The following is a 26,448-nucleotide window of genomic DNA, read 5'->3' on the forward strand; positions in this document are numbered from 1 at the left end:
CGGGCTCAGGCGGGGGTGTTGTCGAAGGGCGCGGTGAGGGTGCGCAGCAGGGTGGCCAGGTTCTGGCGCTCGGGGGTGCTGAGGCCGTTCAGGATGGCGCGCTCCTGGTCGAGCAGACCGGCCAGGGCGGCGTCCGCGTGGTGGCGGCCCGAGGGGGTGAGGCGGACGAGGACGCCGCGCCGGTCGCTGGGGTCCGGGAGCCGTTCGACCAGGCCCTTCTTGGCGAGCCGGTCGATGCGGTTGGTCATGGTGCCCGAGGTGACCAGGGTCTGGGTGAGGAGGGCGCCGGGGGAGAGCTGGTAGGGGGTCCCGGCCCGGCGCAGTGCGGTGAGGACGTCGAACTCCCACGACTCCAGCTCGTGTTCGGCGAACACCTGGCGCCGTGCGCGGTCGAGGTGGCGGGCCAGCCTGCTGACGCGGCTCAGTACCTCCAGCGGCTCCACGTCGAGATCGGGGCGCTCCCGGCGCCAGGCCGCGACCAGTCGATCGACCTCGTCCTTCATGGGGAGCAGTGTAGTAGTTCTGTCGACGTGAAGTCTCTTGAAGCCGTTTATCTTGACATCGAGATAAACCCGGGGCAGGGTCGGACCATGAACGATCTGTGGGATCCCGGTCAGTACCAGCGGCACAGCGGCCACCGCACCCGGCCGCTGCTCGATCTGCTCGCCCGGGTGCCCGGGCTGCCCGGGCACCCGCCCGGGCCCCGGATCGCCGACCTCGGCTGCGGACCCGGCGCGCCGACGCGACTGCTCGCCCGGCGCTGGCCGGACGCCGCCATCACCGGGTACGACAACTCCCCCGCGATGCTCGCCGAGGCCGCCGCCCACGCCGGCCCCACCGACGGCGGCGGCTCGGTGGACTTCGCCCCCGCCGACCTCGCGCGGTGGACCCCGCCGCCCGCCTCCCACGAGCTGATCGTCTCCAACGCCGCCCTCCAGTGGGTGCCGGGACACCCGGAGCGCTTCGCCGCGTGGATCGCCGGCCTCACCCCGGGCGGGGTCCTCGCCTTCCAGGTGCCGGGGAACTTCGACGCCCCCAGTCACACCCTCATGCGCGACCTGGCCGCGAGCCCGCGCTGGCGCGACCGGCTCGCCGGGGTGCTGCGGGAGCCGCGCCCGGTGCTCAGCCCGGCCGGGTACGCCGAGGCGCTGACCGGGCCCGGCGGGGCGGCGGACGTCGACATCTGGGAGACCACCTACCTCCAGCGGCTGACCGGCGAGGACCCGGTGCTCGACTGGATGCTGGGCACCGGACTGCGGCCCGTGCTCGCCGCCCTGGAGGACGACCCGCAGGACCGGGTGGACTTCCTCTTCGCGTACCGGGACGTGCTGCGCACCGCCTATCCGGCGGGGCCGGGCGGCGTCACGCCGTACCCGTTCCGGCGGATCTTCGCCGTGGCGGTGGCGCCGTGATCACCGGGCTCGACGCGCCCGCCGCGCGGCCGGCCGCGTACGGAACCGCCGTCGTCCCGGACGACGCGCTGCCGGGGTGCCGGCGCTTCCCCACCGAGGACCCGGTCGGCGACCGGCTGGAATTCCTCGAACCGCAGTGAGCGGTCCGGCAACCTTCCGGTGGGTTGTGGCGACTTCTTTTCGCTTGAGTCGCCTCCCACTTCCCGAGGAGAGAACGTGGCAGCTCCACGCCATCCCCGTCGCCGCCGCACCTGGGTGCTGATGGGCGCCGCCGTACTCGCCGGGGTGCTCGCCGCCCCGACCGCGCCCGCCGCCGCCGACGACCCGTCCGCCGGGGGAGCCCCGGTGGCCGCCTCCCAGCTGGAGAACCTCGACCGCGGTCTGGTCAGCGTCCATTCCGGCGGCAACAACCTGGTCAGCTGGCGCTACCTGGCCACCGACCCGGACAATGTCGCCTTCAACGTCTACCGGGGCAGCGTCAAGGTCAACGACCAGCCCATCACCGGCACCACCAACTTCCTGCACCGCGACGTCCCCAACAGCGCCGACTACCGGGTGCGGGCCGTGGTGGGCGGTGCCGAGCAGGACTGGTCCCCGCACGCCATCCAGTTCCGTTCCGGCTCCTACGACGTCCCGATCCAGCAGCCGCCCGGCGGCTCGGGCTACACCTACAACGCGAACGACGCCTCCGTCGGCGACCTCAACGGCGACGGCCAGCTCGACATCGTCCTCAAGTGGGACCCGTCCAACTCCCAGGACAACGCCAACGACGGGGTCACCGGTACCACGATCATCGACGGCTACACCCTGGCCGGTCAGCGGCTGTGGCGGATCGACCTGGGCCGCAACATCCGCTCGGGCGCCCACTACACCCAGTTCCAGGTGTACGACTACGACGGCGACGGCAGCGCCGAGGTGGTCATGAAGACCGCCGACGGCACCGTCGACGGCACGGGCCGGGTCATCGGCAACGCCTCCGCCGACCACCGCAACAGCGCGGGCCGGGTCCTGGACGGCCCCGAGTTCCTCACCGTCTTCAACGGCCGGACCGGCGCCGCCATGGCCACCGTCGACTACGTCCCGGCCCGTGGCAGCGTCAGCTCCTGGGGCGACAACTACGGCAACCGGGTGGACCGCTTCCTGGCCGGCACCGCCTACCTCGACGGCTCCCGCCCCTCCATCATCATGGCCCGCGGCTACTACACCCGGACCGTCATCGCCGCCTGGGACTGGCGGGACGGCCGGCTGACCCGCCGCTGGACCTTCGACACCAACAGCTCCACCAACGTCGGCCAGGGCTACGACGGGCAGGGCAGCCACAGCCTGTCCATCGGCGACGTCGACGGGGACGGCCGCGACGAGATCGTCTACGGGGCGATGGCCGTCGACGACAACGGCACCCGGCTGTGGACCACCCGCACCGGCCACGGGGACGCCCAGCACCTGGGGAACTTCAACCCCGGCACCGCGGGCCTGGACTACTTCAAGGTCTCCGAGTCCGGCGGACAGCCCTCCTCCCTGTACATCAACCCCGCCAACGGCCAGATCCGCTGGCAGACCGCCGCAGGCGGCGACAACGGGCGCGGGGTGGCCGGCAACATCTGGTCCGGCTCGGTCGGCGCCCAGATGTGGTCCTCGCGCGACGGCCAGCTGCGCGACGTCACTGGCCGGGAGATCGGCCGCAAGCCCTCCAGCACCAACTTCCTGGTGTGGTGGGACGGCGACCCGGTGCGCGAGCTGCTGGACGACACCCGCATCGACAAGTACGGGCCCAGCGGTGACACCCGGCTGCTGACCGGCTCCGGCGTGGCCTCCAACAACGGGACCAAGGCCACCCCCGTGCTCTCCGGCGACATCCTCGGCGACTGGCGCGAGGAGGTCATCTGGCGCACCAGCGACAACCGCGCGCTGCGGATCTACTCCACCCCCATCGAGACCGACCGCAAGATCACCACGCTGCTCCACGACCGGATGTACCGCACCGGCCTCGCCTGGCAGAACACCGCGTACAACCAGCCGCCGCACACCAGCTTCTACCTGGGGCAGGGGATGGGTACCCCGCCCCGGCCCACCGCCCTCGGCGCCACCGGAGGGTGAACAGGTAATGGTTGAAGCCTGCATTTCCCCTGAAAGGGGCACGTAATAGGTCCGACCGAGTGAACAATGACAACCGATCCTGCTCAGCCGTGTTGTTCAGGATGCTCCCGCAGCGGGGCATCCACACACGGAAGGAACATCTCGTGAAGAAGACCCTTGCCACGGTCGCCGTCGCCGCCTCGGCTGTTGGTATGGCGGGCGCGGCCGCTGCTCCGGCGATGGCCACCGACAACCAGCTGGGCCCGATCTCGTCCAACGGCAACGCCTCGGACCAGATCTACGGCAACACCACGACCAGCGGCAAGTTCTCCCCGAACTTCGCGCTGATCAACGGTTCGCTGAACAAGCCGTGCATCGCGGTTCCGCTGAACAGCGTCGACGTCCAGAACGTCGTTGGCCTGGTCAACGTCGGCATCCAGGACCTGCTCACCCAGAAGCAGAACCAGACCTGCGCCGAGAACTCCAGCTCCGTCCAGGGCGACGCGCCTCTGTCGCACGTCCTCACCGGCCTGGGGATCCTCTCCAACAACGGTGTCGGCAACGGCTGATCCAGCTCCGGCTGACCTATCGCCGGGACATCCGGCGGCGGGGCCGCACGACCTCCGGTGCGGCCCCGGCGTCCCCGGCGTTGCCCCGCATCAGAACCGCCCTCCGGCTGCCGTGCAGCCGGAGGGCGGTTCTCCGTGTTCCAGGACCGGGCTGCCCGGGCTGCCCGGGCGATGCGGGGCCGGGACCCGCGGGCCGGGCGGCTCACACCCGGCGGTGGCCCACCAGGCGGGGGGAGTGCTCCAGGCCCTGCAGGCCGTTCCACGCGAGATTCACCAGGTGCGCCGCGACCTCGGACTTCTCCGGCCGCCGCACGTTCAGCCACCACTGCCCGGTCAGCGCCACCATTCCCACCAGCGCCTGGGCGTACATCGGCGCCAGCTTCGGATCGAAGCCGCGCGCCTTGAACTCCAGGCCGAGGATGTCCTCGACCTGGGTGGCGATGTCCCCGATGAGGGAGGCGAAGGTCCCGGTGGCCTGGGCGACGGGGGAGTCGCGCACCAGGATGTGGAACCCGTCCGTGTACTGCTCGATGTAGTCCAGCAGCGCGAAGGCCGCCTGCTCGCACAGCTCGCGCGGATGCCCCGCGGTCAGGGCCCCCTGCACCATGTCCAGCAGCCGGGTCATCTCGCGGTCCACGATCACCGCGTACAGACCCTCCTTGCCGCTGAAGTGCTCGTAGACCACCGGCTTGGAGACGCCGGCCTTGGCGGCGATCTCCTCCACCGAGGTGCCCTCGAAGCCGCGCTCGGCGAACAGGGTGCGACCGATGTCGAGCAACTGCTCACGGCGCTCGGTGCCGGTCATCCGCCGGCGCGGGCGCCGGGGCGGGCGCTCCTTGCCCGTGCCACTTCGGACCGCTCGCTGATTGCCGTTGCTGCTGCTCTCGTCGGTCGCCACCCCACCATCATGCCGTCTTCGAGGGCGCGCCTTCCCCGGGGTTTCGCTCGGTGGACGCGCCGGCGGCCGTCGCGGGGGCCGGCTGCGGCTCCTCCCGCGCGGCCTCGTCCCCCGCGTCCGTGCCCTGCGCCCGCCGCGCCGCCAGCCGTTCCGGCTTCGGCCAGCGCACGTCGTACACCCAGCCCGCCTTCTCGAACCAGCGGATCAGCCGGGCGCTGGAGTCCACCTGATGACGGTCCACGCCGTGCCGCGCGCAGGTCGGGTCGGCGTGGTGCAGGTTGTGCCAGGACTCCCCGCAGGACAGCACCGCCAGCCACCACACGTTGCCGGAACGGTCCCGCGAGCGGAAGGGCTGCTTGCCGGTGGCGTGGCAGATCGAGTTGATGGACCAGGTGACGTGGTGCAGCAGGGCCACCCGCACGAGCGAGCCCCAGAAGAACGCGGTCAGCGCCCCCTGCCAGGACCAGGTGGCCAGACCGCCGATGAGCGCGGGCAGCGTCAGCGAGACGGTGGCCCACAGGACGAACTGCCGCGAGATCCGCCGGACGTCCGGGTCCTTGATCAGGTCGGGCGCGTACTTGTGCTGCGGGGTCTGCTCCACGTTGAACAGCCAGCCGGTGTGCGCCCACCACAGGCCCTTGAGCAGCGCGGGCACGGTCTCCCCGTACCGCCAGGGGGAGTGCGGGTCGCCCTCGGCGTCCGAGTGCTGGTGGTGCTTGCGGTGGTCGGCGACCCAGCGCACCACCGGGCCCTCCAGTGCCAGCGAGCCGGCGATGGCCAGCGCGATGCGCAGCGGACGCCTGGCCTTGAAGGCGCTGTGCGTGAAGTGCCGGTGGAAGCCGACGGTGATGCCGTGGCAGCCGACGAAGTAGAAGGCGACGAGCAGCCCGAGATCCAGCCAGCTCACCCCGCGGCCCCAGGCGAGCGGGACGGCCGCGAGCAGGGCCAGGAAGGGAAGCACGATGAAGGCGGTGAGGGCCACCTGCTCCACCGAGCCGCGGCGTTCGCCGCCCAGGGTGCCGGACGGCGCGGAGTCGGGGGGCGCGGCCTGGGAAGGTACGAGGTCGGGGCTGGTCGTCATGAGGCGGCGTTCCTCGGGTGAGGGAAATGGGGATAGGGGGGACGTAGAGGCTGATGTCCTCCTCCACGGCTTACCTACGGGACCGTAACCTACGGCGACGTTTGTATCGCAATCCGTGAGGTCATCTCACGCCCTGAAGCGCCCCCGCCCAGGCGGGGCGGCCTCATTACCATGGGGGTCCGTCGGACAACGCGGTCCGTGACCAGCCAGATCCCTGTCCATTCAGCTTCATTCAGCTGCGAGGAGCCGCAACTGTGAGCAGTGCCGACAGCAAGCCGGAGAGAGCGGAAAGCCCCGAAAGTGGTAGTGCCCTGCGCGCGGATATCCGCCGTCTGGGGGACCTTCTCGGGGAGACGCTGGTCCGGCAGGACGGTCCTGAGCTGCTCGATCTCGTCGAGCGGGTCCGTTCCCTCACCCGTACGGACGGCGAGGCCGCCGCCGCCCTGCTCGGGGACACGGATCTCCAGACGGCGGCCAAGCTCGTACGGGCGTTCTCCACGTACTTCCACCTCGCGAACGTGACCGAACAGGTGCACCGCGGGCGCGAACTCGCCGCGCGGCGGGCCACCGAGGGCGGGCCGCTCTCGCGCACCGCCGACATGCTCAAGGAAGCCGACCCGGCGCACCTGCGGCAGACCGTGGCGAACCTCGGGGTACGCCCGGTGTTCACCGCGCACCCCACCGAGGCCGCCCGGCGCTCGGTCCTCACCAAGCTGCGCAAGATCGCCGAACTGCTGGAACGGCCCGAGGCCGAGCACGGCGGCGACCGGCGCCGCACCGAACTGCGCCTGGCCGAGAACATCGACCTCATCTGGCAGACGGACGAACTGCGCGTCACCCGCCCCGAACCCACCGACGAGGCCCGCAACGCCGTCTACTACCTGGACGAGCTGCACCACGGCGCGGTCGGCGACCTCCTGGAGGACCTGGCGGCCGAACTGGAGCGCGCCGGCGCCCCGCTCCCGGCCGGCACCCGCCCGCTGACCTTCGGCACCTGGATCGGCGGCGACCGCGACGGCAACCCCAACGTCACCCCGTCGGTGACCTGGGACGTGCTGCTGCTCCAGCACGAGCACGGCATCACCATGGCGCTGGAGCACATCGACCAGCTGCGCAGCGCGCTGTCCAACTCCATCCGCAACAGCGGCGCCACCCAGGAGCTGCTGGACTCGCTCGCCGCCGACCTGGAGGCGCTGCCGGAGATCACCCCGCGCTACAAGCGGCTCAACGCCGAGGAGCCCTACCGGCTGAAGGTGACCTGCGTCCGGCAGAAGCTGCTGAACACCCGCACCCGGCTGGCGGCCGGCGCCACCCACGTACCCGGGCACGACTACCTGGGCACCGGGGAGCTGCTGGCGGACCTGTCCGTCGTCCAGCGCTCGCTGCGCGAGCACCGCGGCGCCCTGATCGCCGACGGCCGCCTCGAGCGGCTGATGCGGACGGTGGCGGCGTTCGGCCTCCAGCTGGCCACCATGGACGTGCGCGAGCACGCGGACGCCCACCACCACGCGCTCGGCCAGCTCTTCGACCGACTCGGCGAGGAGTCCTGGCGGTACGCGGACATGCCGCGCGAGTACCGCGCCAAGCTGCTCGCCAAGGAACTGCGCTCACGCCGCCCGCTGGCCCCCTCCCCGGCACCGCTGGACGCCGCGGGCGCCAAGACCCTGGGGGTCTTCGGGACGATCGGCAAGGCGCTGGAGGCGTTCGGCCCGGAGATCATCGAGTCGTACATCATCTCGATGTGCCAGGGCGCGGACGACGTCTTCGCCGCGGCCATCCTGGCGCGCGAGGCAGGGCTGCTGGACCTGCACGCGGGCTGGGCCAAGATCGGCATCGTGCCGCTGCTGGAGACCACGGACGAGCTGCGGATCGCGGACGAACTGCTGGACGCGATGCTGTCCGACCCGTCCTACCGCCGCCTGGTGGCGCTGCGCGACGACGTGCAGGAGGTCATGCTCGGCTACAGCGACTCCTCGAAGTTCGGCGGGATCACCACCTCCCAGTGGGAGATCCACCGCGCGCAGCGGCGGCTGCGCGACGTGGCGCACCGGCACGGGGTACGGCTGCGGCTGTTCCACGGCCGCGGCGGCACCGTGGGGCGCGGCGGCGGCCCGACGCAGGACGCGATCCTGGCGCAGCCGTGGGGCACGCTGGAGGGCGAGATCAAGGTGACCGAGCAGGGTGAGGTCATCTCGGACAAGTACCTGGTGCCCTCCCTCGCCCGGGAGAACCTGGAACTGACCGTGGCGGCCACCTTGCAGGCCTCGGCCCTGCACACCGCGCCGCGCCAGTCGGACGAGGACCTGGCGCGCTGGGACGCGGCGATGGACACCGTCTCGGAGGCGGCGCACGGCGCCTACCGGAAGCTGGTGGAGGACCCGGACCTGCCGGCGTACTTCTTCGCGGCCACCCCGGTGGACCAGCTCGCCGAGCTCCACCTGGGCTCGCGCCCCTCGCGCCGGCCCGACTCGGGGGCGGGGCTCGACGGACTGCGGGCCATCCCGTGGGTGTTCGGCTGGACGCAGTCGCGGCAGATCGTGCCGGGCTGGTTCGGGGCGGGCACCGGACTTCGGGCGGCCCGCGAGGCGGGACTGGAAGACACGCTGAGCGAGGCGTTCGGTCGCTGGCACTTCTTCCGGAACTTCCTGTCCAACGTGGAGATGACGCTGGCGAAGACGGACCTGCGGATCGCCCGGCACTACGTGGACACGCTGGTGCCGCAGGAACTCCAGCACATCTTCGACGTCATCGAGGCGGAGCACGCGCTGACGGTGTCCGAGGTGCTGCGCATCACCGGGGAGTCGCAGCTGCTGGACGCCAACCCGGCGCTCCAGCGCACCCTGCGCATCCGTGACGCGTACCTGGACCCGATCTCCTATCTCCAGGTGTCGCTGCTGCACCGCCAGCGGGAGGCGGCCGAGCGGGGCGAGGACCCCGATCCGCTGCTGACCAGGGCGCTGCTGCTGACGGTGAACGGGGTGGCGGCGGGGCTGCGCAACACCGGCTGACGCCCGTACCCACCCCGAAGGCCCCGCCCGGCCACCGCGCCGGGCGGGGCCTTCGGGCTGTGGTGGGCTCAGCCCACCCACTTCAACCGGGCCGTGCCCTCGCCGCCCAGGAACCGGGTGAAGAGAAACGGAACACGCCCGAGCGCTGTTCGCCCAGGGGTTTCCGCCCCTGCTGCCGCACGATCTGGAAGCCCGGGTGTCCTTCCGCATCAGACGGCAGGCCGTGCTGTACCGGGATACACCGGCTCCCCTGACCGCGATCCTGCACGAGGCAGCGCTGCGGATGAAGTTCGGCGGGGTCGAGGTGACGCGGAACCAGCTCAGGCACCTGATGGAGCTGACGGAACGGGATCACATCCGTATCCACGTCATCCCCTTCGATGCCGGGGCGTTCCCCGGTTCGGGACAGTCGCTGTTCTACGCGGTGGGGCCGGTGCCCCAGCTTGACACGGTTCAACTGGACCAGTCCCACGGTACGGTGTTCATCGATGCTGAGGCGCAACTGGAGAAGTACCGTGCTCTCTGGGAGCGTATGCGGGCCGTGGCCCTCGATCCGGAGGAGTCGCGTTCCTTCATCCAGGACATCGAGATGAGTCTGGGGAGGACTTGAGCATGGGCGCCGAGGACTGGCAGATCTCTTCCTACTGCCAAGAGGGAAACAGCTGCATCGGTCTCTCCGCAACCGACGGTGGCGCGATCCGTCTCCGCGAAAGCGATCGGCCAACTGAGGTGTTGGTCGGCCCGGATGTCCGGGTGGCCGCCTTGCTTGCCGCTATCAAGGGCGGGAAGCTTGGGCGATAACTCGAGTCCAGAGGGTGAGGTGTCATGCAAGCCCACACGTGGCAGCCGTCTTCATTCCGCGGTGAAGGAAACGCCTGCCTCCAAGCGTCTGCCGATGGTGTGGATGTCCGTCTTCGCGAGAGCGCCGAACCCGCCGTTGAACTGGTGGCGACGCCTGGGCGGGCGGCCGGGTTTCTGGCCGCTGTCAGGCGGGGGGATCTGCCAGCACATGGGCGTTGACGGCTCGTACCTCGTCAGCCAGGGCGGATAGTTCGACGACCCGTACCCCAGCGGCGGCAAGCGTCTCCGCTCCGTCGCAGTCCGCGAACAGCAGCGGTTCCCGCCACGCGAAGACGACGGTGCCAACGCCGGCCCGCAGGATGTGCTGGGTGCAGGACACCGGGCGGGACGCGCGAGTGCTGCATGGTTCCAGCGAACTGTAGAGGGTGGCCGTGGCCAGCCGGGGATCGTCCGGCGCAAGCTTGGCCAGGGCCGCTTCCTCGGCATGGTTGTCGGGCGAGCCCTCGCGGGAGAAGCCGGTGGAGAGTACGGCCCCGTCGACCCCGACGATGACGGCCCCGACCGAGAAGGTCCGTGAGACCGGGCATTGGCGGGACAGGGCGATGGCCTCGCGCATCCACCGTTCGTGACCGGGCTCCTTCATGAGCGCGCGCCTTCCCCCGGCAGGTAGCGCAGCAGCACGCAGTCACCGATCTGCCGTGTCTCGGCCAATCGCATGCGGTTTCCTGCATTCTGCGGGAAGGGCCCGGGGCCGGCAAAGCGGGGGGCCGCCGGATCGCCGACGAGGAACGGCGCGATCACCAGGTGGAGTTCGTCGGCGAGACCCGCCCGGAGGAACTGGGTATGCAGGGTGCTGCCGCCTTCCACCATCAGACGCCTCACCCCGCGCTCCGCGAGATCGGCCAGTACCCGTTTCAGCTCAAGTGGTTGCCCACCGTTCAGGACGGTGGCGACATCGGCCAGCCGGTCCGCGGCCTTGTGCACACTTCCACCGTCACAATAGACAAGCTTGTCCATCGCGCCTGTCGTGAAGAACTTGGCCTCCGGGCTGAGGTCGCCGGTGCCGCTGATGGTCACCTTCACCGGACTTTCGCTCCGGCCCGCCGCGACGCGCGCCCTGCTCCGGGCTTCGGACCGCACCAGCAGGCGCGGGTTGTCCCGGCGGATGGTGTTCGCGCCCACCAGGATGGCGTCACAGGTGGCTCGTACATCATCAACCCGGTCGAAGTCCTCATCATTCGACAGGAGCAGGCGCTCCTCGCTCGCGTCATCGATGTAGCCGTCGACGGAAGCCGCGCAGGACAGCAGCACGTACGGAAGATCAGCCATGAGGCAACTCCGGGGTGGTGGTGGACAGCATGGTCTCGATGAAGCGCACGTAGTCTTCCACGCCTGAGCACCTGTTCAGACGGGTGAGCTGCTCATCAGTGATCCACGGTCGCAGGCCGCGATCCTGCTCAGCCGCCGCGTGGAAGCGCCGCGCGGCGCCGCCGGTGGGAGGGATGGGCAACACCGGCACCCGAAGTGACCGGGCGAGACGGATCTCCTCCTCAGTGCCCTGTCCTCCTCCCGCCACAATCACGTAGTTCACGCGGCGCACGACGTTGCCGTGGCCGAACAGGCCAATCGCGCGCACGAATTCCTGAGGCCGGTAGTGATCGGCGATGTAGGTCATCACTTCGATACCGATACCCAACGGTCCGTGCTGAACCTGGCAGCCGTGTGCCGTGACCAGCCCGGCCAAGGAACGAACGCTCTCATCGAGCAGGGTGGGATCACAACCGGCTGCCCGGCTTCCACAGATCGCTATCCGGAACAGCGGACGGGGAGGGCCGGGTCGATCCGGGTCCCCTCCGGTCGTGAGCAGAGAGTCCAGCGCCTCCGCGTTCACCCGGAGGGCACGGGCGAGACGTGGGCGCATCCACGGTTGCGGCGTAGCCCGGCCGCTTTCCCAGCGCACGATCGTCGAACGGTCGACGCCCAGCAGGCCGGCCAGCGCCTCCTGCGTCAGCCCGACCGCCTGGCGGTGGCGTGCAAAGCGGTCTCGTCTTGCGGCCATCGCATCAACTCCCCAGACCAGCGGGCCAAGAGCCACCTGGATGCCTCATCGATACCCCGATTTCGCCCTGGCATGGGGCATGTTGTCCAGGTCTCCTTGATGCAGCGCATCCGGCAACCCGCCGGCTGCCAGGGCCTTCAAGGAGGTCGCGCACATGACCACAACCACCCCACCCGTTATCGGCGTCGAACTGCCCCAAGCGTTCGACGTCCGCTGGTCCCGCCTGCCGGGCATCACCGTGAGCGGCCGGTACATCACCATCGACCCGGCCCAGTACTTCTTCCGCTTCGACTCCGCCTCCTGGTTGGTCTGCGACTGGGAGCTGGTCCGCGACCAGCTCCTGGGCACGGAGGAGACGTCGGACACCGCCCTGGAGCAGACCGCTCTGGAGTTCATCCGCACCCACGGTCGCACCACTGCCGACGCCACCGAGGTACTCGCCATCGCCTTCGAGGTGTACTCCTACCTCTTCCGCGACGAACTGCTCCCGGTCGGCGGTCTGGAACAGATCGGACCGGGTGAACTGCGGATGCTCCGGGAAGCCGCAACACTCATGGCGCTGAACAAGGTCGAGCCTGACGGGACCATCTCCAACGTCGGCCCGTGCTGGTTCTTCCCCGCCGCCACCTCTGTCGTCTTCGATCTGGACGGGGCGACGGGCGGCATGATTGACGAGGTATACCACAGCACGTGGTTCAACGAGTCGCGCCGCGTGGAATCCATCAAGGCCCACACCGCGCTCGGCGGTCGGCTCGTGCACGGCTGCCAGTCCGTGCCCGACCAGTCCGGCGGCGCCTGCCTCCCGTACGGCGCGTCCGTGGAGACATTCCGCACCGATCTGCGGTCCTTCCGCGACGCATGGCTGGCAGCGGTGTACGCCTGTCGCATCAGCGCCCCGACCGAAAACTGACCGACGAAGAGAAGTGAACCCATGGACACCACGGACGTGACGGCCATGCTCCCCCTCCTCCTGGACGATGCCGGCCTGCCCGCGGGCCCCGACCGGCGGCCGATTCGGGTGTGGGCACGCTCCGGCGTGGAACGCCTCACGTTCCCGGGCGGCACGTCCGTGGTGCTCAAATACGCCGAGGCACCCTTCCACCGAGAAGATCACGCACTTGGCGTGGCCGCCGCTGCCGGGCTGCCGGTGCCGGCCGTCCATGCCGCCCGGCACGACGGGCCGCTGCTGGGGATGCTGATCGACGACCTCGGTGAGCCCGTTCGCGAAGCCGATGACCAGGACGGTGCTGCGGCGGCGGTGCGGATCCACCGCGTCACCATCGCCCCCGGCCTGGCTCGCCTGGGCGAATCGCAACTGGCCGCGCTGCCGGAGAAGATCGTCCGCCGCCTCGCCCGTCACGGCGGCCCCGAGCATGCTCGTGCGGCCGGGGCGGCCTTGCGGCAGACCGCCCCGGTCCGTGTTGCCGGAGCTGAACTGCCGCCGTTCGGCCTGGTGCACTCCGAGTTCCACCCCACCTCCGTGCACATCGGAACGACCGGGCTGCGGGTGCTGGACCTCGCACGGGCCTTCGCCGGTCCCGGCCTGCTGGACCTGGCTTCCTGGCACGGCACCATCACCCACCCCGATCCCGACCGCACCCGCGACTTCCTCACCGCCTACGTCGAAGCAGGTGGCCCGGAGGAGACCCTGTCCGACCGAGGCGGCTTGGAAGCCGCAGCCTGGGCCCTGGGCTGGCACCGCGTCTGGGTGGCCGAATGGTTCACCCAGCAGATGGAGATGGGCTGGGCAGAAGGAGCCGAAGATACATGGCTGAACGTCATCACCCGCCACCTCGTGGACGCCGCCGGACTGCTGCAAGCCTGACCCCGCCCGGCCGTCTGGAACTCACCAGGCGGCCAGGAGCCGGCCCAGACGCCTCCATCCTGGGCGATCTGATCGGGGCCCTTGTGGTCGAACTCGGCTGCGGCAGCGGCCACAACCTCGCCCATCTCACTACTCATGGTGCCCGCTGTATCGGCATCGATCACGACCCCGCGAAGATCCACCGTGCCCGCGTCCTGTACGGGTACCTTCCCCGGCTTTCCTTCGTCCAGGCTGACGCCGCCGCCCACCTGCACCGCCTGCCGCCCGGCACCGTGGATGTGTGTCTTTCCATCTTCGGAGCCTTCTCCTTCACGGACCCTCGCCCGCTGTTCATCGCCGTCACCACTGCGCTGCGGCCCGGCGGCCGGCTCTTGGCCAGCCTGCGCGCGGACGACCGCCACGACCACGTGACCCTGTGGACCCGGCGCTGACTCAAAGGCCTCCTCAAAGGAGAACCGGATGCTTCTGTACCTCGACATCGACGGAGTACTCATCCCCGGACCGGACGACCACGGCAATACCCCCAGCACGCACACCATTCACCATGTAACGCCCACGGGCTACGACACACCTGTGACGATCTGGCTCAACCCTCGCCACGGCTCGCAGATCCAGGACCTGCTCGCGGACACCGGACTCGCGCCCGTGTGGTGCACCAGCTGGCGCTCCGACGCCTCGCGCCTCATCGCGCCCCTCCTCGGATTCCCGGCCTGGCCCCATGTCCCATTGCCCCGGCTGCCGTTGACGACCAGCCACCCTGGCGGCTACCTGTGGAAGCGCGACTACCTCGCCCGGCACGCCGCCGATGCTCCCCTTGCCTGGATCGACGACGACTTCACTACCAGCGACCACACGTGGGCCGTCGCCCGAACAACCAGCGGTCGGCCCACACTCCTTGTCCAGCCCGAACACCGCCTTGGTCTCCAGGCCGGCCATCTGCTGACGATCAAGTCCTGGGCCGCTACCGTCACCGCTGCCGGGCCGGCGAGCCACTCAGCCTGAAGGTAGTCCGTATCAGTTGTCCAGCACCCACACGTGGTGGCAGTGAACTGTCGGGGCTAAAGAATCGGCCCGTAGCCGTAGTACGCGATGACCTCGGATCCGTCCAGGGTGAGCCGTACGGGGTGGCCGGGAGGTAGGGCCGGGCCGGGGAGCTCCGGCAGGTCGGCGGGGAGCAGCCCCCCGGGGAGCTGGAGGGTGTGCGGCTTGTCAGCGGGGGTGTGGAGGGTGAGGGAGAGTGCCGCGTCCGCGGTCAGCAAGGGGCGGGCAGCCCAGCGCAGTTCGTGCGGGTCCGCGGTGATCAGGCGGGCGGTGTGCGCGCCGTCGGGGAAGGCGGCGTCGAGCCGGTAGTAGCTGTAGGTGTCGTCGCTGGTGAGCGCGGTGGCCGGGCGGCGCAGCACCTCAAGTCCGGCGCGGGCGGTGGGGTGGTGGGGGTCGGTGCGCAGCACGGCCCGGTACAGGTGCAGGGCCTCGCCCTGCCGGCGGGCGATGGCGGCGTCGGGGTCGCCCAGCACGTACCGCCGTTCGATCTGCTGGGCGAGTACCCCGGCCAGCAGGACGGCGGCGGACGCGTCGTCGGGGCGGGCGGTCAGCGCCGCCCGCAGCCAGGGCTCGCCGGGCCAGTGGGGTAAGGGCCATGCCTCGCCGTCCGGTTCGTCCGGGAGGAGACAGAGCAGCCGCCCCAACTCCCGGGCGGCTTCCGGGTTTCCGGTCACGGCCTCGTTGTGCAGCGCGGCCAGTCGGTTCTCATCGATCACCACGATCCCGCACCCTACCGAGCGCCGGGCCATGCGACGGTCAACAGCGGTCGGGGCGGATTGTCCAGGACAGTCATTGACGGGCTTCGCGAGTCTCGGCGATGACCCGTCGCACGTCGTCGGCGGTGACGCTGGAACGTGCGGCGATGCCGCCCGCCTCGGCCGCGGCCTCTTCGAGGGTGAGGTCGGCGGCTTCCCTCTCCGGCAACTGCGGTACGTGGGCCTGAAGTGATGGCCCGAACCGCAGGTCGTACTCGCCCGCGACCGGCGGGGGAGCGGCGCGGTCGCCTCGCATCGGGGTCACTCGGTGGCCTCCGGCGCGGGTGCGGGACCCAGGTCGCCTTCGGGCTCCTGGGTGATGGCCGCGTGCAGGGCCGGGTCGGCGTAGATCTCCGCGCTGTGGCGCCATTGGCTGAGGAGCGGGGCCAGGGGATTCGGATGGTCCAGGGCTGCCGCACCTTGGGCGGTCGAGACCAGCTCACCGATGAAGCTGTCGAGGTCTCGCTCCGGGAGGAAGGTGCTCCAGGGCAGTGCGTCGGGCAGAACATCGCGGAGTATCGCCACATTGCCGCCGCGCACCAGTTCGCTGAAGGGCACGCTGTCGTAGGTGGCGGGCATGGCATCCACACTACGGCGGATGTCGCGCTTCGCAGCACGAAAGGCGTTGAGTGCGTGGCCCGATGCGGTTACTGTCAGCAGCATGAGCAGCGATGCACCTGACAGTGGGCGTGAGAAGTGGCTGGCGCCGGTCGCGGCGGGGGTCACCGTCGTGTTGTGGGCCTCGGCCTTCGTCTCCATCCGCAGCGCCGGGGAGGCCTATTCGCCCGGCGCGCTGACCCTGGGCCGGCTGCTCTTCGCCGTGCTGGCGCTGGGGGCGGTGTGCCTGGTGCGCCGGGTGGGATGGCCCCCGCGGGCCGCCTGGCCGTGGATCGCGGCCTCCGGCTTCCTGTGGTTCGGCGTCTACAACGTCGCCCTCAACTGGGGCGAGCAGCAGGTGGACGCGGGCACCGCCGCCATGCTGGTCAACATCGCGCCGCTGCTGGTCGCGCTCATCGGCGGCCGGATGCTGGGGGAAGGGCTGCCGCGCACGCTGCTGCTCGGTATGGGTATCTCCTTCGCCGGGGCCGTGGTCGTGGGCCTGGGCATGTCCGGCCAGGGCGACGCGTCCACCACCGGTGTGCTGCTGTGCCTGCTGGCGGCGGTGACGTACGCGGCCGGGGTGGTGCTGCAGAAGCCCGCGCTCGGGTACGCGGGGCCGCTCCAGGTGGTCACCTTCAGCGCCCTGGTCGGCATGGTCGCCGCGCTTCCCTTCAGCGGCGCGCTGGTGTCCGAACTGGCCGACGCGCCCGTCTCCGCCACCCTCAACATGGTCTACCTGGGCCTGCTCCCCACCGCCCTGGCCTTCACCACCTGGGCGTACGCGCTGGCCCGCACCACCGCCGGGCGGATGAGCGCCACCACCTACGTGGTGCCCGCCCTGGTGCTGCTGATGTCCTGGGTGCTGCTGGGTGAGGTGCCCGGCGTGGTCGGCCTCGCGGGCGGCGCGCTGTGCCTGGCCGGGGTCGCCGTCTCCCGGTACCGGCCCCGGGCGCGTACCGGTCCGGCCGTACCGGAGCCGGCCGTGGTGCGGGAACACGCCGGCTGACCCGCCCGGTTCACCACAGGGCGAACGCCGCCGCCAGCAGCGCGATGCCCGCCCCCGCCGTGGCCCACGCGGTGCGGTACATCCGCAGACCGCCGCCGATCACGATCCCGGCCAGCAGCAGCGAACCGGCCAGCGGCAGGCAGGCGTACAGCACCCCCGGCGCCCCGGTGCGGACCACCTCCGCCGTCCCGGGGCGCAGCGCCACCTCCAGCGTCTCGCCCGGCTCCCGGCCGATCCGCTGGTACAGGGCAACGGTCTCACCCGAGGGGCCGAACGTTCCCGTGCAGCGCTCCCGGTCGCACGCTGCGAGCGTCAGCGGGCCCGCCGCCCCCTCCGCTGACCGCAGCGCGTCCCGCGCGGTGTCCCAGGAGCTCCAGGCGCCACCGGTGACCATCAGCAGGGCCAGCAGCGTCATCAGGATCATCCGGGTGAGCAGGAGCGCGCCGAACGCGCTCTCCCCTGCTCGCCGCAGTCGGTCGCGTCGGACGGGCATGGCGCAGATCCTTGGCCAACGCCCTGCGCCGGGTCAACCCCCGGTCAGCCGTTGTACGCGCCCTGCGCCCGCTCCAGACCGTCCGTGATCAGGGATTCCACGGCGTCGGCGGCCCGGTCCACGAAGTAGTCAAGTTCCTTGCGTTCGGTACTGGAGAAGTCCTTGAGTACGAACGCCGCGACATCCATCCGCCCCGGCGGGCGGCCCACCCCGAAGCGCACCCGGTAGTAGTCGCGGCCCAGGGTCGCGGTCAGCGACTTCAGCCCGTTGTGGCCGTTGTCGCCACCGCCCCGCTTGAGGCGCAGCACCCCGTAGTCGATGTCGAGTTCGTCGTGGATGGCGATGACGTGCTCGGCGGGGATCTTGTAGAAGGCGCTCAGCGCGCCGGTGGGGCCGCCGGAGACGTTCATGTACGTCATCGGCTTGGCCAGCACCACCCGGTGGCCGGCGAGACGCCCCTCCGCCACCATCGCCCGGGACTTGTGCGCCTTGAAGCGGGCGCCGATCCGGTCGGCCAGCAGGTCGGCCACCATGAAGCCGACGTTGTGGCGGTTGCCCGCGTACTGCGGACCGGGATTGCCCAGGCCGGCGATCAGCCAGGGGGACGGAGCGGGAGAGGTGCTTTCACTCATGCCCCGCATCCTTCCATCCCCGCCGTCACCGGCCCGGGCTCACTCCGTGTGCCTACGGTGTCAGGCGGCGGACTCTTCGCCCTCGGCACCCGCGGCCGGCTCCTCGGCCTGCGGCTGCACGACCTGCACGACGATGTCGTCGCCGTCGATCGCCAGGGTGGTGCCCTTGGGCAGCGGCACGTCCTTCGCCAGCACCGAGTCGCCGGTGTTCAGGCCCTGCACGGAGACGGTGAGGGACTGCGGGATGTCGGTGGCCTCGGCCTCGACGGGCAGCGCGGACAGCACGTGCTCCAGCAGGCCGGCGCCCGGCGCCAGGTCGCCCTCGGTGAGGAGCTGCACCTCGACGTTGACCTTCTCGCCCTTCTTCACGACCAGCAGGTCGAGGTGGACGAGGAAGCCCTTGAGCGCGTCACGCTGGACGGCCTTGGGGATGACCAGCTCTTCGCGGCCGGCGATGTCCAGGGTGATCAGGACGTTGGAGTTCTTCAGCGCCAGCATGGTGGCGTGGCCCGGCAGGGTGACGTGCACGGGGTCGCCGCCGTGACCGTAGATGACGGCCGGGACCTTGTCCTCGCGGCGGATACGGCGCGACGCGCCCTTGCCGAACTCCTCGCGGACCTCGGCGGCGATCTTCACATCAGCCATGGTGGTTCTCCCTCAGGCTCGGGTGGTATGGATACGGCACATGTCACCCGGCCCTGGTGGGACCTGCTGCGTGGAACACGAGCGCGTCGATAACGGACGCCCCCCGCTGGGGGACCTCCCTCGCCGAGCAACCCGGGCAGTGTACCCGGCGAGGAAGGCCCTGCCCGAATCCGGTTACGCGTCGCCCTCGAAGAGGCTGGTCACCGAGCCGTCCTCGAAGACCTCGCGCACCGCGCGGGCGATGGTCGGGGCCATCGACAGCACGGTGATCTTGTCGAGTTCCACCTCGCTGGGAGTGGGCAGCGAGTTGGTGAAGATGAACTCCGAGACCTTGGAGTTCTTCAGCCGGTCGGCCGCCGGACCCGACAGCACACCGTGGGTGGCCGCCACGATGACGTCCTCCGCACCGTTGGCGAACAGGGCGTCCGCCGCCGCGCAGATGGTGCCGCCGGTGTCGATCATGTCGTCGACCAGGACACACACCCGGCCGTTCACATCACCCACGACCTCGTGCACGGTCACCTGGTTCGCCACGTCCGGGTCGCGCCGCTTGTGCACGATCGCCAGCGGGGCGCCCAGCTTGTCCGCCCACCGGTCCGCGACCCGGACCCGCCCGGCGTCCGGGGAGACCACGGTCAGCTTGGCGCGGTCGACCCGGCCCCCGATGTAGCTGGTGAGCACCGGCAGCGCGAAGAGGTGGTCGACGGGGCCGTCGAAATAGCCCTGCACCTGGTCGGCGTGCAGGTCCATGGTGATGATCCGGTTGGCGCCGGCCGTCTTGAGCAGATCCGCCATCAGCCGGGCCGAGATGGGCTCACGGCCGCGGTGCTTCTTGTCCTGCCGGGCGTAGCCGTAGAACGGAATGATCACGGAGATACTGCGCGCGGAAGCACGTTTGAGCGCATCGATCATGATCAGCTGTTCCATGATCCACGTATTGATCGGCGCCGTGTGGCTCTGGATCAGAAAACAGTCGGCGCCGCGCACCGACTCCTGAAAACGTACATAGATCTCGCCGTTCGCGAATTCCCTGGCCGTCGTCGGGACCAGTCCCACGCCCAATTCGGCGGCGACCTCCTTCGCCAACTCTGGGTGGGCGCGGCCGGTGAAGAGCATCATTTTCTTCTCGCCGGTCGTCTTGATCCCGGTCACAGTGTGTCTCCTTGGAGTCCGCTTCTGCGCGTATCGGCCCGTTCGGGGCACCTCTACGGTACTTCCCGCCCTTCGCCGCCGCTTGGCGCGGTTCGCCCTTCGGACAGCGGAGGGAGGGACCCGACCTGCGGATCAGTTCTCGGAGGGCTTGTGCTCCCGCGCCGCGGAGGCCGCCTCGGCCGCCCGCGCCGCCGGGGAATCCGGGCGCTTACGGGCCACCCAGCCCTCCACATTCCGCTGCTGACCACGCGCCACCGCCAGTGAACCCGGCGGCACATCCTTGGTGATGACGGAACCCGCCGCCGTATAAGAACCGTCCCCGACCGTGACGGGCGCCACAAACATATTGTCCGAGCCGGTCTTGCAGTAAGAGCCGATCGTGGTGTGGTGCTTCGACTCCCCGTCGTAGTTCACAAAGACGCTCGCCGCACCGATGTTGGTGAAGTCACCGATCGTGGCGTCACCGACATACGACAGATGCGGCACCTTCGTCGACTCCCCGACCGTGGAGTTCTTCATCTCCACGAACGTGCCCGCCTTCGCCGCGCGGCCCAGCACCGTACCCGGGCGCAGATAGGCGTACGGGCCCACGCTCGCCCCGTCGCCGATCCGCGCGCTGTCCGCCACCGTGTTGCTCACCGTGGCGCCCTCGCCCACCGAGGTGTGCGTGAGCCGCGTGTTCGGGCCGATCTGCGCACCGCCCCCGATGTGCGTGGTGCCCAGCAGCTGGGTGCCCGGGTGGATCACCGCGTCCGGCTCGAAGGTCACCGTCGCGTCGATGAACGTCGTGGCCGGGTCCACCACCGTCACCCCGTCGAGCATCGCCCGCTCCAGCAGCCGGTCGTTCAGCAGCCGCCGGGCCGCGGCCAGCTGCACCCGGTTGTTGATCCCGGCGATCTCCGTGTGCCCGGCCGCCCGCGACGCGCCCGCCCTGTGGCCGGCCGCGCGCAGGATGCCCAGCACATCGGTCAGATACTCCTCGCCCTGGCTGTTGTCCGTGGAGACCTGGGCGAGGGCCTCGCCCAGCAGCCGCGCGTCGAACGCGAAGACCCCCGAGTTGATCTCCCGGATCGCCCGCTGCGCCTCGTCCGCGTCGCGCTGCTCCACGATGGCCGTCACCGCGCCACCGGCCGCCGCGTCCCGCACGATCCGGCCGTAACCGGTGGGGTCGGGCACCTCGGCGGTCAGCACCGTGACCGCGTTGCCCTCCGCCTCGTGCGTACGGGCCAGCTCCGCCAGCGTGTCCGCCGTCAGCAGTGGGGTGTCGCCGCAGGTCACCAGCACGGTGCCGGACAGCTCACCGGCCCCGCCCAGTTCGGCGAGCGCGGCGCGGACGGCGTGCCCGGTGCCGTTCGGGTTCTCCTGCACCGCCGTCAGCGCGGCCGGCGCGACCTCCGCCAGATGCGCCGCGACCTGCTCCCGCGCATGGCCCACCACCACGACCAGCCGCTCGGGCTCCAGCTCCGCGGCGGCGGTCACCACATGGCCCACCAGCGACCGGCCGCAGATCTCGTGCAGCATCTTGGGGGTGGCGGATTTCATGCGGGTCCCCGCACCCGCTGCGAGAACGATGACGGCTGCCGGGCGAACGGAGCTCACGTGACTGTGCCCTTCGATGGAGATGGCCGGTTCCCGCAGGATAACCGCAAGGTCACCGCGGGGCCCCCGAGCGGGGCGCCCGCCCCGTCCGGACGGGGGGACCCGGGCACCGGGCCGGGCGCCCACGCCCCTTACAGCAGTCCGTCCCACATCTGCTCCAGCAGTACCGACCACCAGTTCTCCGGGTCGGCCGCCGCCTGCGGGTCGAGCGAGGCCAGCTGCGCCTGGAAATCGGTCGTCCAGTGCCCGGCCTGCTCCGGGTTCAGCCCGTACCGCAGCCGCCACATCCGCCCCAGCAGCGCCAGACAGCGCACGAACTGCGGCAGCGAGGCGTTCACGAACTGCGGCGTCACCGGTGTCCCGCCCGGTCCCGCCTCCAGCGGCACCGCCACGATGTGGGCCGTGCCGTACTGGACACACAGCTGCTTGCCGAAGTCCGTCCCCATGACGAGGTACGAACCGGCGTCCGGGGCGGGCTGGATGCCGCGCTCCGCCGCCACCTCGGCGAGGGTGGGCACGAGCCGGCCCGGCTGCGCGTACGCCCAGAAGATCGGCGCTATCTCCAGCGGCAGCCCCGACCACAGCAGGGTGTGCGCCACGATCTCGGGCACCCCCTGCCGGGAGACCGACTGCTGGTCGTAGCGGAAGATCGCCTGCGGACCGAACGCGTCCGCCAGCTCCTGGCCGATCACGTCCAGACCCACCGCCGGGGCCGGCTGCTGCTGCGGCAGCGGGGCCCGCACGGGGGCGGAGCGCGGCGGCCCGTCGGCGAACTGCTGGAGCTCGTCCTGGTGCTCCACCAGATGCCGGACGCCCGCCTGCCGCGAGGTGTGGTCGTGGCCGTACGCGGCGGTGTGGGTGATGCGCACCTGCGGCCAGTTCTCGCGGATCATCCGGGCGCAGTAGCCGCCGGGCAGCTCGCACGACTGCAGCTCGGTGTGGAGTTCGAGGACCTGCTGCGGCGGCACGTTCATGGCGTGCAGTTCGTGCAGCAGCTGCCACTCCGGGTGCGGCATGCCCGGCGCGGAACGGCGGATCAGCTGCTGCTCGGAGCCGTCGGGCGCGCGGTAGCGCAGTACCGCCATGTACCCGGAGCCCACCGTGGGCATGCCGGGCGGCGGAAAGCCGTACCCCTGGCCCTGGGACGGCGGCGCGTGCTGCCCCAGGGGCGGCGGCGTGCCGGGGCCGCCCGGCGCCTGGATCGCGGGGCCGGGCGGTGGCGGCGGCGGGGTGCCGTGGCCCGGGCCGGCCGGGGCCGGCGGCGGGAACGGGACGCCGCCGGTGTCACCGGCACCGGGAGTGCCGGGGGCGGGGGAGAGCATCGTGGCGGCGGCGTGCACATTGCCGCCGGGACCGCCGGGGACCCCCGGGCCGCTCGGCGGGCCGGGCGGCGCCTGGGAGGGGCTGGGCGCGGTGGGCCGGGAGGCCGCCGCCTTCAGCGCGGCGATCTCCTCCGGGCTGACCTGCTGGGTGGGGACGTAGGCGTCGTCGCCGCCGTTCGCCGCACCCGGCAGGGCCGGCGCGGGGGGCGGCGGCGGGGGCACGGAGGCACCCGGCCGGGAGGGGGCCGGCGGCGGGCCGCCCTGCGGGGCGGTGGGCGCCATGGCCGCCTTGGCGGTGTCGGCGGACGCCAGATCGGCGGCGCCGCCGCCCGTACCGCCCGGCAGTGCGGGCGCCGGCGGCACCGGCGGCAGCTGGGGCGGCTGGGCCGAACCCGCCGGGGGCAGGGCGTCGTGCAGCTGGGTCTTGGGCAGCGCGCTGCCCTGCGGCAGCACGGAGGTACGGGCCTCGGAGGCCGGCGCGGACCCGGGGGCGCTCCGGTCGTCCCTGCCGAGTCCGGCGGGCGGCTCGCGGTCCAGCACGACCGGCGGCGAGAAGACGGTGGCGGGCGGAGCCACGGACGGGATGTCCGTGCCGCTGCCCGAGGTGTCGGTGGCGTCCCACACCGAGCCGCCGGCCGAGGGCGGCCCCGCGGTGTCGGTGCCGGCCCACGGATCGGCCTGCGGCTCCGGTCCTGACGCCGCGCCCGCGTCGGCGGCCGGGGGCTCCCCGGCCGTGTCGGTGCCCGCCCACGGGTCGGGGTCGGCCGCGGGTGCCGGCTCGGTGCCGTCCGCCTCGGAGCCGTGCTGCCCCGTGGCGTCGTCCCCCTCAGCCCACCCGCCGGAGCCGGAAGCGGCCCCCGTCGTGTCGGTGCCGGCCCACGGGTCGGGGTCGGCCGCGGGCCGCGCGTCCGGTGCGGACGGAGAGAGCGAGCCGCTGTCCGCCCCCGCGTCCTCGGCGGCGTCAGCCCCGTCGGCGGCCGCCGCGGCCCGGTCCGCCGCCTCCTGGAGCCAGTCCGGCGGCGTCAGCAGGAACGACGTCGCCTCCAGGTCCATCCGGCCCTGCGGCTCGGCGGCCGGGGCGGCGGCGAGGGCCGCACCGTACGTCTCCTCGTACCGCCGTATCACCTCGCTCACCGGCAGCGCGGGCCACAGCGTCGACTCGCCGCTGTCCCGGGCGATCACCAGCTTCCCGCCGCAGTCCTCGGCCCAGGCCACGAAACCCAGATCGAACTCGCGCACCCGCACCTCGCGGCTGCGTTCCCCGGTGGCTGAGCCGTTCACCCAGCGGTCGGCGCGCTCCTGCGCCTGTGCGAAGGTCACCATCGCCGCCTCACCCCTCCACCGGGACGGCGCGGGCGAAGCCGCCGTCCACCATCAGATCGGCCACCGTCTCCAGCTCGGGCGGGCTGCCCGCCAGCCGCAGCAAGAACGCGTCGAAGTCGGCCCCGCACGGCAGCAGCAGGGTCTCCACCCGCTCCTGGACGGTCAGCCCGTCACGGTCGCGGGCGTCGTCGTAGGCGCACAGCCACACCGAACCGATGTCCTCGCCCTTGACCTTCACGGCGATGATCCCGCCGTGCACGAAGGCGACCCCGAGATAATCCTTCGTCAGATGATCACGCAGACATTTGTTGATGTAGACGAGATCGTTGACCGCCGCCTCCTCCCTGAGGGTGAAGAACGGCTGGTCGATCAGCAGCCCCAGCTCGGCGTCGAGCGCCAGGCCCACCGGGGCGCAGCCACCGGCCGCCTTGAGGAAGGAGCGGTAGGCGCCCGGCAGCGGGTACCCCAGCTTTTCCTCGGCCGCGCGCAGCCGGTCCTCCTCCACCGCCACCGAGTACGGGGCGGCGAAATGCACCGGCTTCGGGTCCTGGAGCGGGCGGGTACCGCGCTTGTCCTGGTCCACCGCGGTGGTCGCCAGACCGGCGTGGTGCCGCAGCAGCGCCTTGACCTCGACGGGTATGAGTTCGAGGCGGCGGGAGCGGGCCACGTGGTGCCAGGTCCAGCCGTGCGGCGTGGCCACCGGCGGCAGATCGGCCCACAGTTCGTGACCGGCGGCGTGCAGCGCGGCGTTGGCCGACACGTAGTCGGTCAGCCGCAGCTCGTCGATGCCGAAGCCCTCGGGGGGCTCGGCGATCTCGGCCGCCGCTCTCGCGAACGGGGAGAAATCCGGGAATCCCTCCGCGTCCACCCGGACGCCCTGCGGGAAACGGGCCGCCCGTACCGGGTCGGGGAACTGCACCAGCTGTCCCGCATAGGCCCCGTTCGGTGGCGCGGCATGCTGCCCGAGCCGACCTGTCGTCATGGCGTTTGGCCCCCTGCTGCTCCTGCGCGGTCACGCTGTTGCCCGACAGCCTACGAGGTCCATGTGTCATGGGCACCGTCCCAGGGCTGCTTAACCGGTCGTGACAACGGCTTGTGGCAAGCTGATCGGCATTGTGGGGAGGCCCGGGGGAGAAAGCACGAGGATGCCGGTGACGCTGGATCTTGAGGGTCAGGACGGCCAGGCGGACGCCGGGCCGGTCGTCCCCGTGCTGCGGCACCGGCGCGACGGCATCCTGCCCACCACCGCCGCCGCGCTGTCCCTGCCGGGACGCGAACACCCCCTCAAGGGCGCGGCCGTGCTCCGCTCGGCCCAGGACGCCCCGCGGCTGCACCCGCTGGTACGGGAGTTACTGAACGCACTGGGCCCGGCCGACCGCGAACGGCACGCCGGACGCTGCCCCGAGGTGGCGCTCATCTCCCGGCACCTGAGCCAGGGCGGCGACGCCCGGCTGCTGCGCGGCGCGGTGATCACCACCCGGCACATCAGGGAGGACGGCGACCCGCAGCACGGCACGTACGCGCCGCACTGCCGCTCGTGCGCGGCGCTGCTGGCGCACTTCGGGGTGGAGAGCGTCAGCGAGGGAGCGCCGGGGGCGGACCTCACCGGACCCACCCTGACCCTGCGGATGCCGGAGGAGGCCCGCGCCGGCGGCGGTCCCGGCCACGGCTTCGACCTGGACCAGGCGCTGGGCTACGCGGGATGGCAGCCGGGCCGCCGCATGATCGAGCAGGCGGAACGCTGGGCCGACACGCTCAGCGGGCACCGCTCGCCGCTGGGGCACCCGCACGCGCTGTTCCCCGCGGCGTTCGAGACCTGGGCGGAGTTCGGCGGCCTGCGGCTGCACCCGATGGGACCGGGGCGCCGGTACGCGCCCGGGTCGGTCGTCATCGACCCGCTGCGCGGGCTGCACTGGGCGCGCACCCTGAACGATCTGGGGCAGGCGCTGGGGACCGAACTGTGCCCGCTGGGCGCGGAGGGCGGCGGAACGGCGCTGCTGGCGATGGACCGGGAGGCGCGGATGTACGCCCTGGACCACACCGGCGACTGGTACCTGGGCCCCGACCTGCGGACCGCGCTCACCACGTTGCTGAGCGGGGCGGAGCCGGGCCGGCTGATCAACCCCCGCTGATCAACCCTTCGCTGATCGA

Annotated in this window: 27 protein-coding genes and 3 pseudogenes; 15 read left to right on the forward strand and 15 right to left on the reverse strand. The window is 71.4% G+C overall.

Going from position 1 to position 26,448, the window contains the following annotated elements; all coding sequences use genetic code 11:
* Positions 1-5: 5 nt before the first annotated feature.
* The gene (locus H7827_RS18845; RefSeq protein ID WP_432746652.1) at positions 6-503 is read right to left on the reverse strand and encodes a MarR family winged helix-turn-helix transcriptional regulator; all 498 of its coding nucleotides are present in this window, start codon (positions 501-503) and stop codon (positions 6-8) included.
* Positions 504-590: 87 nt separating this feature from the next.
* Here H7827_RS18845 and H7827_RS18850 point away from each other — a divergent pair, with 87 nt between their 5' ends.
* From H7827_RS18850 to H7827_RS18865, 4 genes are all read left to right on the forward strand, one after another.
* Positions 591-1,412 carry a trans-aconitate 2-methyltransferase gene (locus tag H7827_RS18850; protein ID WP_432746653.1) on the forward strand — a complete coding sequence of 274 codons (822 nt, stop codon included), beginning with the start codon at positions 591-593 and terminating at the stop codon, positions 1,410-1,412.
* A complete protein-coding gene (locus H7827_RS18855) occupies positions 1,409-1,552 on the forward strand; it encodes a hypothetical protein (protein WP_432746654.1) in 144 nt (47 codons plus the stop codon). Before H7827_RS18850 ends, H7827_RS18855 begins: the two co-directional genes overlap by 4 nt.
* 121 nt (positions 1,553-1,673) lie before the next feature.
* Positions 1,674-3,509, forward strand: a complete 1,836-nt coding sequence (locus tag H7827_RS18860; protein ID WP_432748002.1) for a rhamnogalacturonan lyase — start codon at positions 1,674-1,676, stop codon at positions 3,507-3,509.
* 143 nt (positions 3,510-3,652) lie between these two features.
* On the forward strand, positions 3,653-4,057 hold the full coding sequence (locus H7827_RS18865) for a rodlin (RefSeq protein ID WP_030735870.1): 405 nt from the start codon (positions 3,653-3,655) through the stop codon (positions 4,055-4,057).
* A gap of 202 nt (positions 4,058-4,259) precedes the next feature.
* On the opposite strand, the gene H7827_RS18870 is transcribed toward H7827_RS18865, so the two are convergent.
* Together H7827_RS18870 and H7827_RS18875 are read right to left on the reverse strand one after the other, a co-directional pair.
* Positions 4,260-4,955: a TetR family transcriptional regulator gene (locus H7827_RS18870; RefSeq protein WP_386539233.1), complete on the reverse strand. Its 696-nt coding sequence runs from the start codon at positions 4,953-4,955 to the stop codon at positions 4,260-4,262.
* 7 nt (positions 4,956-4,962) lie between these two features.
* Entirely contained in the window at positions 4,963-6,036 is a 1,074-nt protein-coding gene (locus tag H7827_RS18875) for an acyl-CoA desaturase (protein WP_386539235.1), read from the reverse strand.
* A 254-nt stretch (positions 6,037-6,290) separates the two neighbouring features.
* Here H7827_RS18875 and ppc point away from each other — a divergent pair, with 254 nt between their 5' ends.
* The 4 genes and pseudogenes from ppc to H7827_RS18895 all read left to right on the forward strand — a co-directional run bounded on the left by ppc (position 6,291) and on the right by H7827_RS18895 (position 10,064).
* Positions 6,291-9,044, forward strand: coding sequence for a phosphoenolpyruvate carboxylase (gene ppc, locus H7827_RS18880; protein WP_386539236.1), 2,754 nt, complete (start codon positions 6,291-6,293; stop codon positions 9,042-9,044).
* A gap of 142 nt (positions 9,045-9,186) precedes the next feature.
* Positions 9,187-9,654 (forward strand): annotated as a pseudogene (locus H7827_RS18885) (DUF5753 domain-containing protein); the annotation flags it as partial.
* Between the two features lie 2 nt (positions 9,655-9,656).
* Positions 9,657-9,845 (forward strand): DUF397 domain-containing protein, encoded by a 189-nt coding sequence (locus tag H7827_RS18890; RefSeq protein ID WP_364242739.1) that lies wholly within the window; start codon positions 9,657-9,659, stop codon positions 9,843-9,845.
* 24 nt (positions 9,846-9,869) lie between these two features.
* On the forward strand, positions 9,870-10,064 hold the full coding sequence (locus tag H7827_RS18895) for a DUF397 domain-containing protein (RefSeq protein ID WP_432746655.1): 195 nt from the start codon (positions 9,870-9,872) through the stop codon (positions 10,062-10,064).
* On the opposite strand, the pseudogene H7827_RS18900 reads toward H7827_RS18895, so the two are convergent.
* Positions 10,030-11,174, reverse strand: a pseudogene (locus H7827_RS18900) (dihydrofolate reductase family protein). The gene H7827_RS18895 and the pseudogene H7827_RS18900 overlap by 35 nt on opposite strands.
* Complete coding sequence (locus H7827_RS18905; protein WP_432746656.1) at positions 11,167-11,904, reverse strand: helix-turn-helix domain-containing protein; 738 nt, start codon at positions 11,902-11,904, stop codon at positions 11,167-11,169. The pseudogene H7827_RS18900 and the gene H7827_RS18905 overlap by 8 nt, the downstream one beginning before the upstream one ends.
* 154 nt (positions 11,905-12,058) lie before the next feature.
* Between H7827_RS18905 and H7827_RS18910 the strand changes: the two genes are divergently transcribed.
* The 4 genes from H7827_RS18910 to H7827_RS18925 all read left to right on the forward strand — a co-directional run bounded on the left by H7827_RS18910 (position 12,059) and on the right by H7827_RS18925 (position 14,731).
* A complete protein-coding gene (locus H7827_RS18910; RefSeq protein ID WP_432746657.1) occupies positions 12,059-12,814 on the forward strand; it encodes a hypothetical protein in 756 nt (251 codons plus the stop codon).
* Positions 12,815-12,835: 21 nt separating this feature from the next.
* Positions 12,836-13,729, forward strand: a complete 894-nt coding sequence (locus tag H7827_RS18915; RefSeq protein ID WP_432746658.1) for an aminoglycoside phosphotransferase family protein — start codon at positions 12,836-12,838, stop codon at positions 13,727-13,729.
* An 83-nt stretch (positions 13,730-13,812) separates the two neighbouring features.
* Positions 13,813-14,160: a class I SAM-dependent methyltransferase gene (locus H7827_RS18920; RefSeq protein ID WP_386539245.1), complete on the forward strand. Its 348-nt coding sequence runs from the start codon at positions 13,813-13,815 to the stop codon at positions 14,158-14,160.
* A 28-nt stretch (positions 14,161-14,188) separates the two neighbouring features.
* The gene (locus H7827_RS18925) at positions 14,189-14,731 is read left to right on the forward strand and encodes an HAD domain-containing protein (protein WP_432746659.1); all 543 of its coding nucleotides are present in this window, start codon (positions 14,189-14,191) and stop codon (positions 14,729-14,731) included.
* 56 nt (positions 14,732-14,787) lie between these two features.
* Here H7827_RS18925 and H7827_RS18930 read toward each other — a convergent pair whose 3' ends face one another.
* From H7827_RS18930 to H7827_RS18940, 3 genes are all read right to left on the reverse strand, one after another.
* The gene (locus H7827_RS18930) at positions 14,788-15,489 is read right to left on the reverse strand and encodes a hypothetical protein (RefSeq protein ID WP_432746660.1); all 702 of its coding nucleotides are present in this window, start codon (positions 15,487-15,489) and stop codon (positions 14,788-14,790) included.
* 70 nt (positions 15,490-15,559) lie between these two features.
* Positions 15,560-15,781 carry a FitA-like ribbon-helix-helix domain-containing protein gene (locus H7827_RS18935; protein ID WP_432748003.1) on the reverse strand — a complete coding sequence of 74 codons (222 nt, stop codon included), beginning with the start codon at positions 15,779-15,781 and terminating at the stop codon, positions 15,560-15,562.
* Positions 15,782-15,786: 5 nt separating this feature from the next.
* On the reverse strand, positions 15,787-16,104 hold the full coding sequence (locus H7827_RS18940; protein ID WP_432746661.1) for a hypothetical protein: 318 nt from the start codon (positions 16,102-16,104) through the stop codon (positions 15,787-15,789).
* 82 nt (positions 16,105-16,186) lie between these two features.
* Here H7827_RS18940 and H7827_RS18945 point away from each other — a divergent pair, with 82 nt between their 5' ends.
* On the forward strand, positions 16,187-17,131 hold the full coding sequence (locus H7827_RS18945) for a DMT family transporter (protein ID WP_432746662.1): 945 nt from the start codon (positions 16,187-16,189) through the stop codon (positions 17,129-17,131).
* Positions 17,132-17,141: 10 nt separating this feature from the next.
* Here the strand turns inward: H7827_RS18945 and H7827_RS18950 are convergent, their stop codons facing one another.
* The 7 genes from H7827_RS18950 to H7827_RS18980 form a co-directional block, all read right to left on the reverse strand.
* Positions 17,142-17,624: a hypothetical protein gene (locus H7827_RS18950; protein ID WP_432746663.1), complete on the reverse strand. Its 483-nt coding sequence runs from the start codon at positions 17,622-17,624 to the stop codon at positions 17,142-17,144.
* A 44-nt stretch (positions 17,625-17,668) separates the two neighbouring features.
* Positions 17,669-18,256 carry an aminoacyl-tRNA hydrolase gene (gene pth / locus H7827_RS18955; RefSeq protein ID WP_030735837.1) on the reverse strand — a complete coding sequence of 196 codons (588 nt, stop codon included), beginning with the start codon at positions 18,254-18,256 and terminating at the stop codon, positions 17,669-17,671.
* A gap of 60 nt (positions 18,257-18,316) precedes the next feature.
* Positions 18,317-18,901, reverse strand: a complete 585-nt coding sequence (locus tag H7827_RS18960) for a 50S ribosomal protein L25/general stress protein Ctc (RefSeq protein ID WP_432746664.1) — start codon at positions 18,899-18,901, stop codon at positions 18,317-18,319.
* A 174-nt stretch (positions 18,902-19,075) separates the two neighbouring features.
* The gene (locus tag H7827_RS18965) at positions 19,076-20,053 is read right to left on the reverse strand and encodes a ribose-phosphate diphosphokinase (protein WP_030735832.1); all 978 of its coding nucleotides are present in this window, start codon (positions 20,051-20,053) and stop codon (positions 19,076-19,078) included.
* A 132-nt stretch (positions 20,054-20,185) separates the two neighbouring features.
* Entirely contained in the window at positions 20,186-21,652 is a 1,467-nt protein-coding gene (glmU, locus tag H7827_RS18970; RefSeq protein WP_432746665.1) for a bifunctional UDP-N-acetylglucosamine diphosphorylase/glucosamine-1-phosphate N-acetyltransferase GlmU, read from the reverse strand.
* A gap of 131 nt (positions 21,653-21,783) precedes the next feature.
* Positions 21,784-24,297: an SUKH-4 family immunity protein gene (locus tag H7827_RS18975; protein ID WP_432746666.1), complete on the reverse strand. Its 2,514-nt coding sequence runs from the start codon at positions 24,295-24,297 to the stop codon at positions 21,784-21,786.
* Between the two features lie 7 nt (positions 24,298-24,304).
* On the reverse strand, positions 24,305-25,279 hold the full coding sequence (locus tag H7827_RS18980) for an HNH endonuclease (RefSeq protein ID WP_432746667.1): 975 nt from the start codon (positions 25,277-25,279) through the stop codon (positions 24,305-24,307).
* Between the two features lie 163 nt (positions 25,280-25,442).
* Here H7827_RS18980 and H7827_RS18985 point away from each other — a divergent pair.
* Both H7827_RS18985 and H7827_RS18990 read left to right on the forward strand, forming a co-directional pair.
* Positions 25,443-25,850, forward strand: a pseudogene (locus H7827_RS18985) (YwqJ-related putative deaminase); the annotation flags it as partial.
* A 75-nt stretch (positions 25,851-25,925) separates the two neighbouring features.
* On the forward strand, positions 25,926-26,429 hold the full coding sequence (locus H7827_RS18990) for an SUKH-3 domain-containing protein (protein ID WP_432748004.1): 504 nt from the start codon (positions 25,926-25,928) through the stop codon (positions 26,427-26,429).
* The last annotated feature ends 19 nt before the right edge of the window (positions 26,430-26,448 follow it).

The sequence above is a fragment of the Streptomyces sp. JH002 genome (assembly GCF_050916115.1).
In the GTDB taxonomy this organism is placed as follows: domain Bacteria; phylum Actinomycetota; class Actinomycetes; order Streptomycetales; family Streptomycetaceae; genus Streptomyces; species Streptomyces xiamenensis.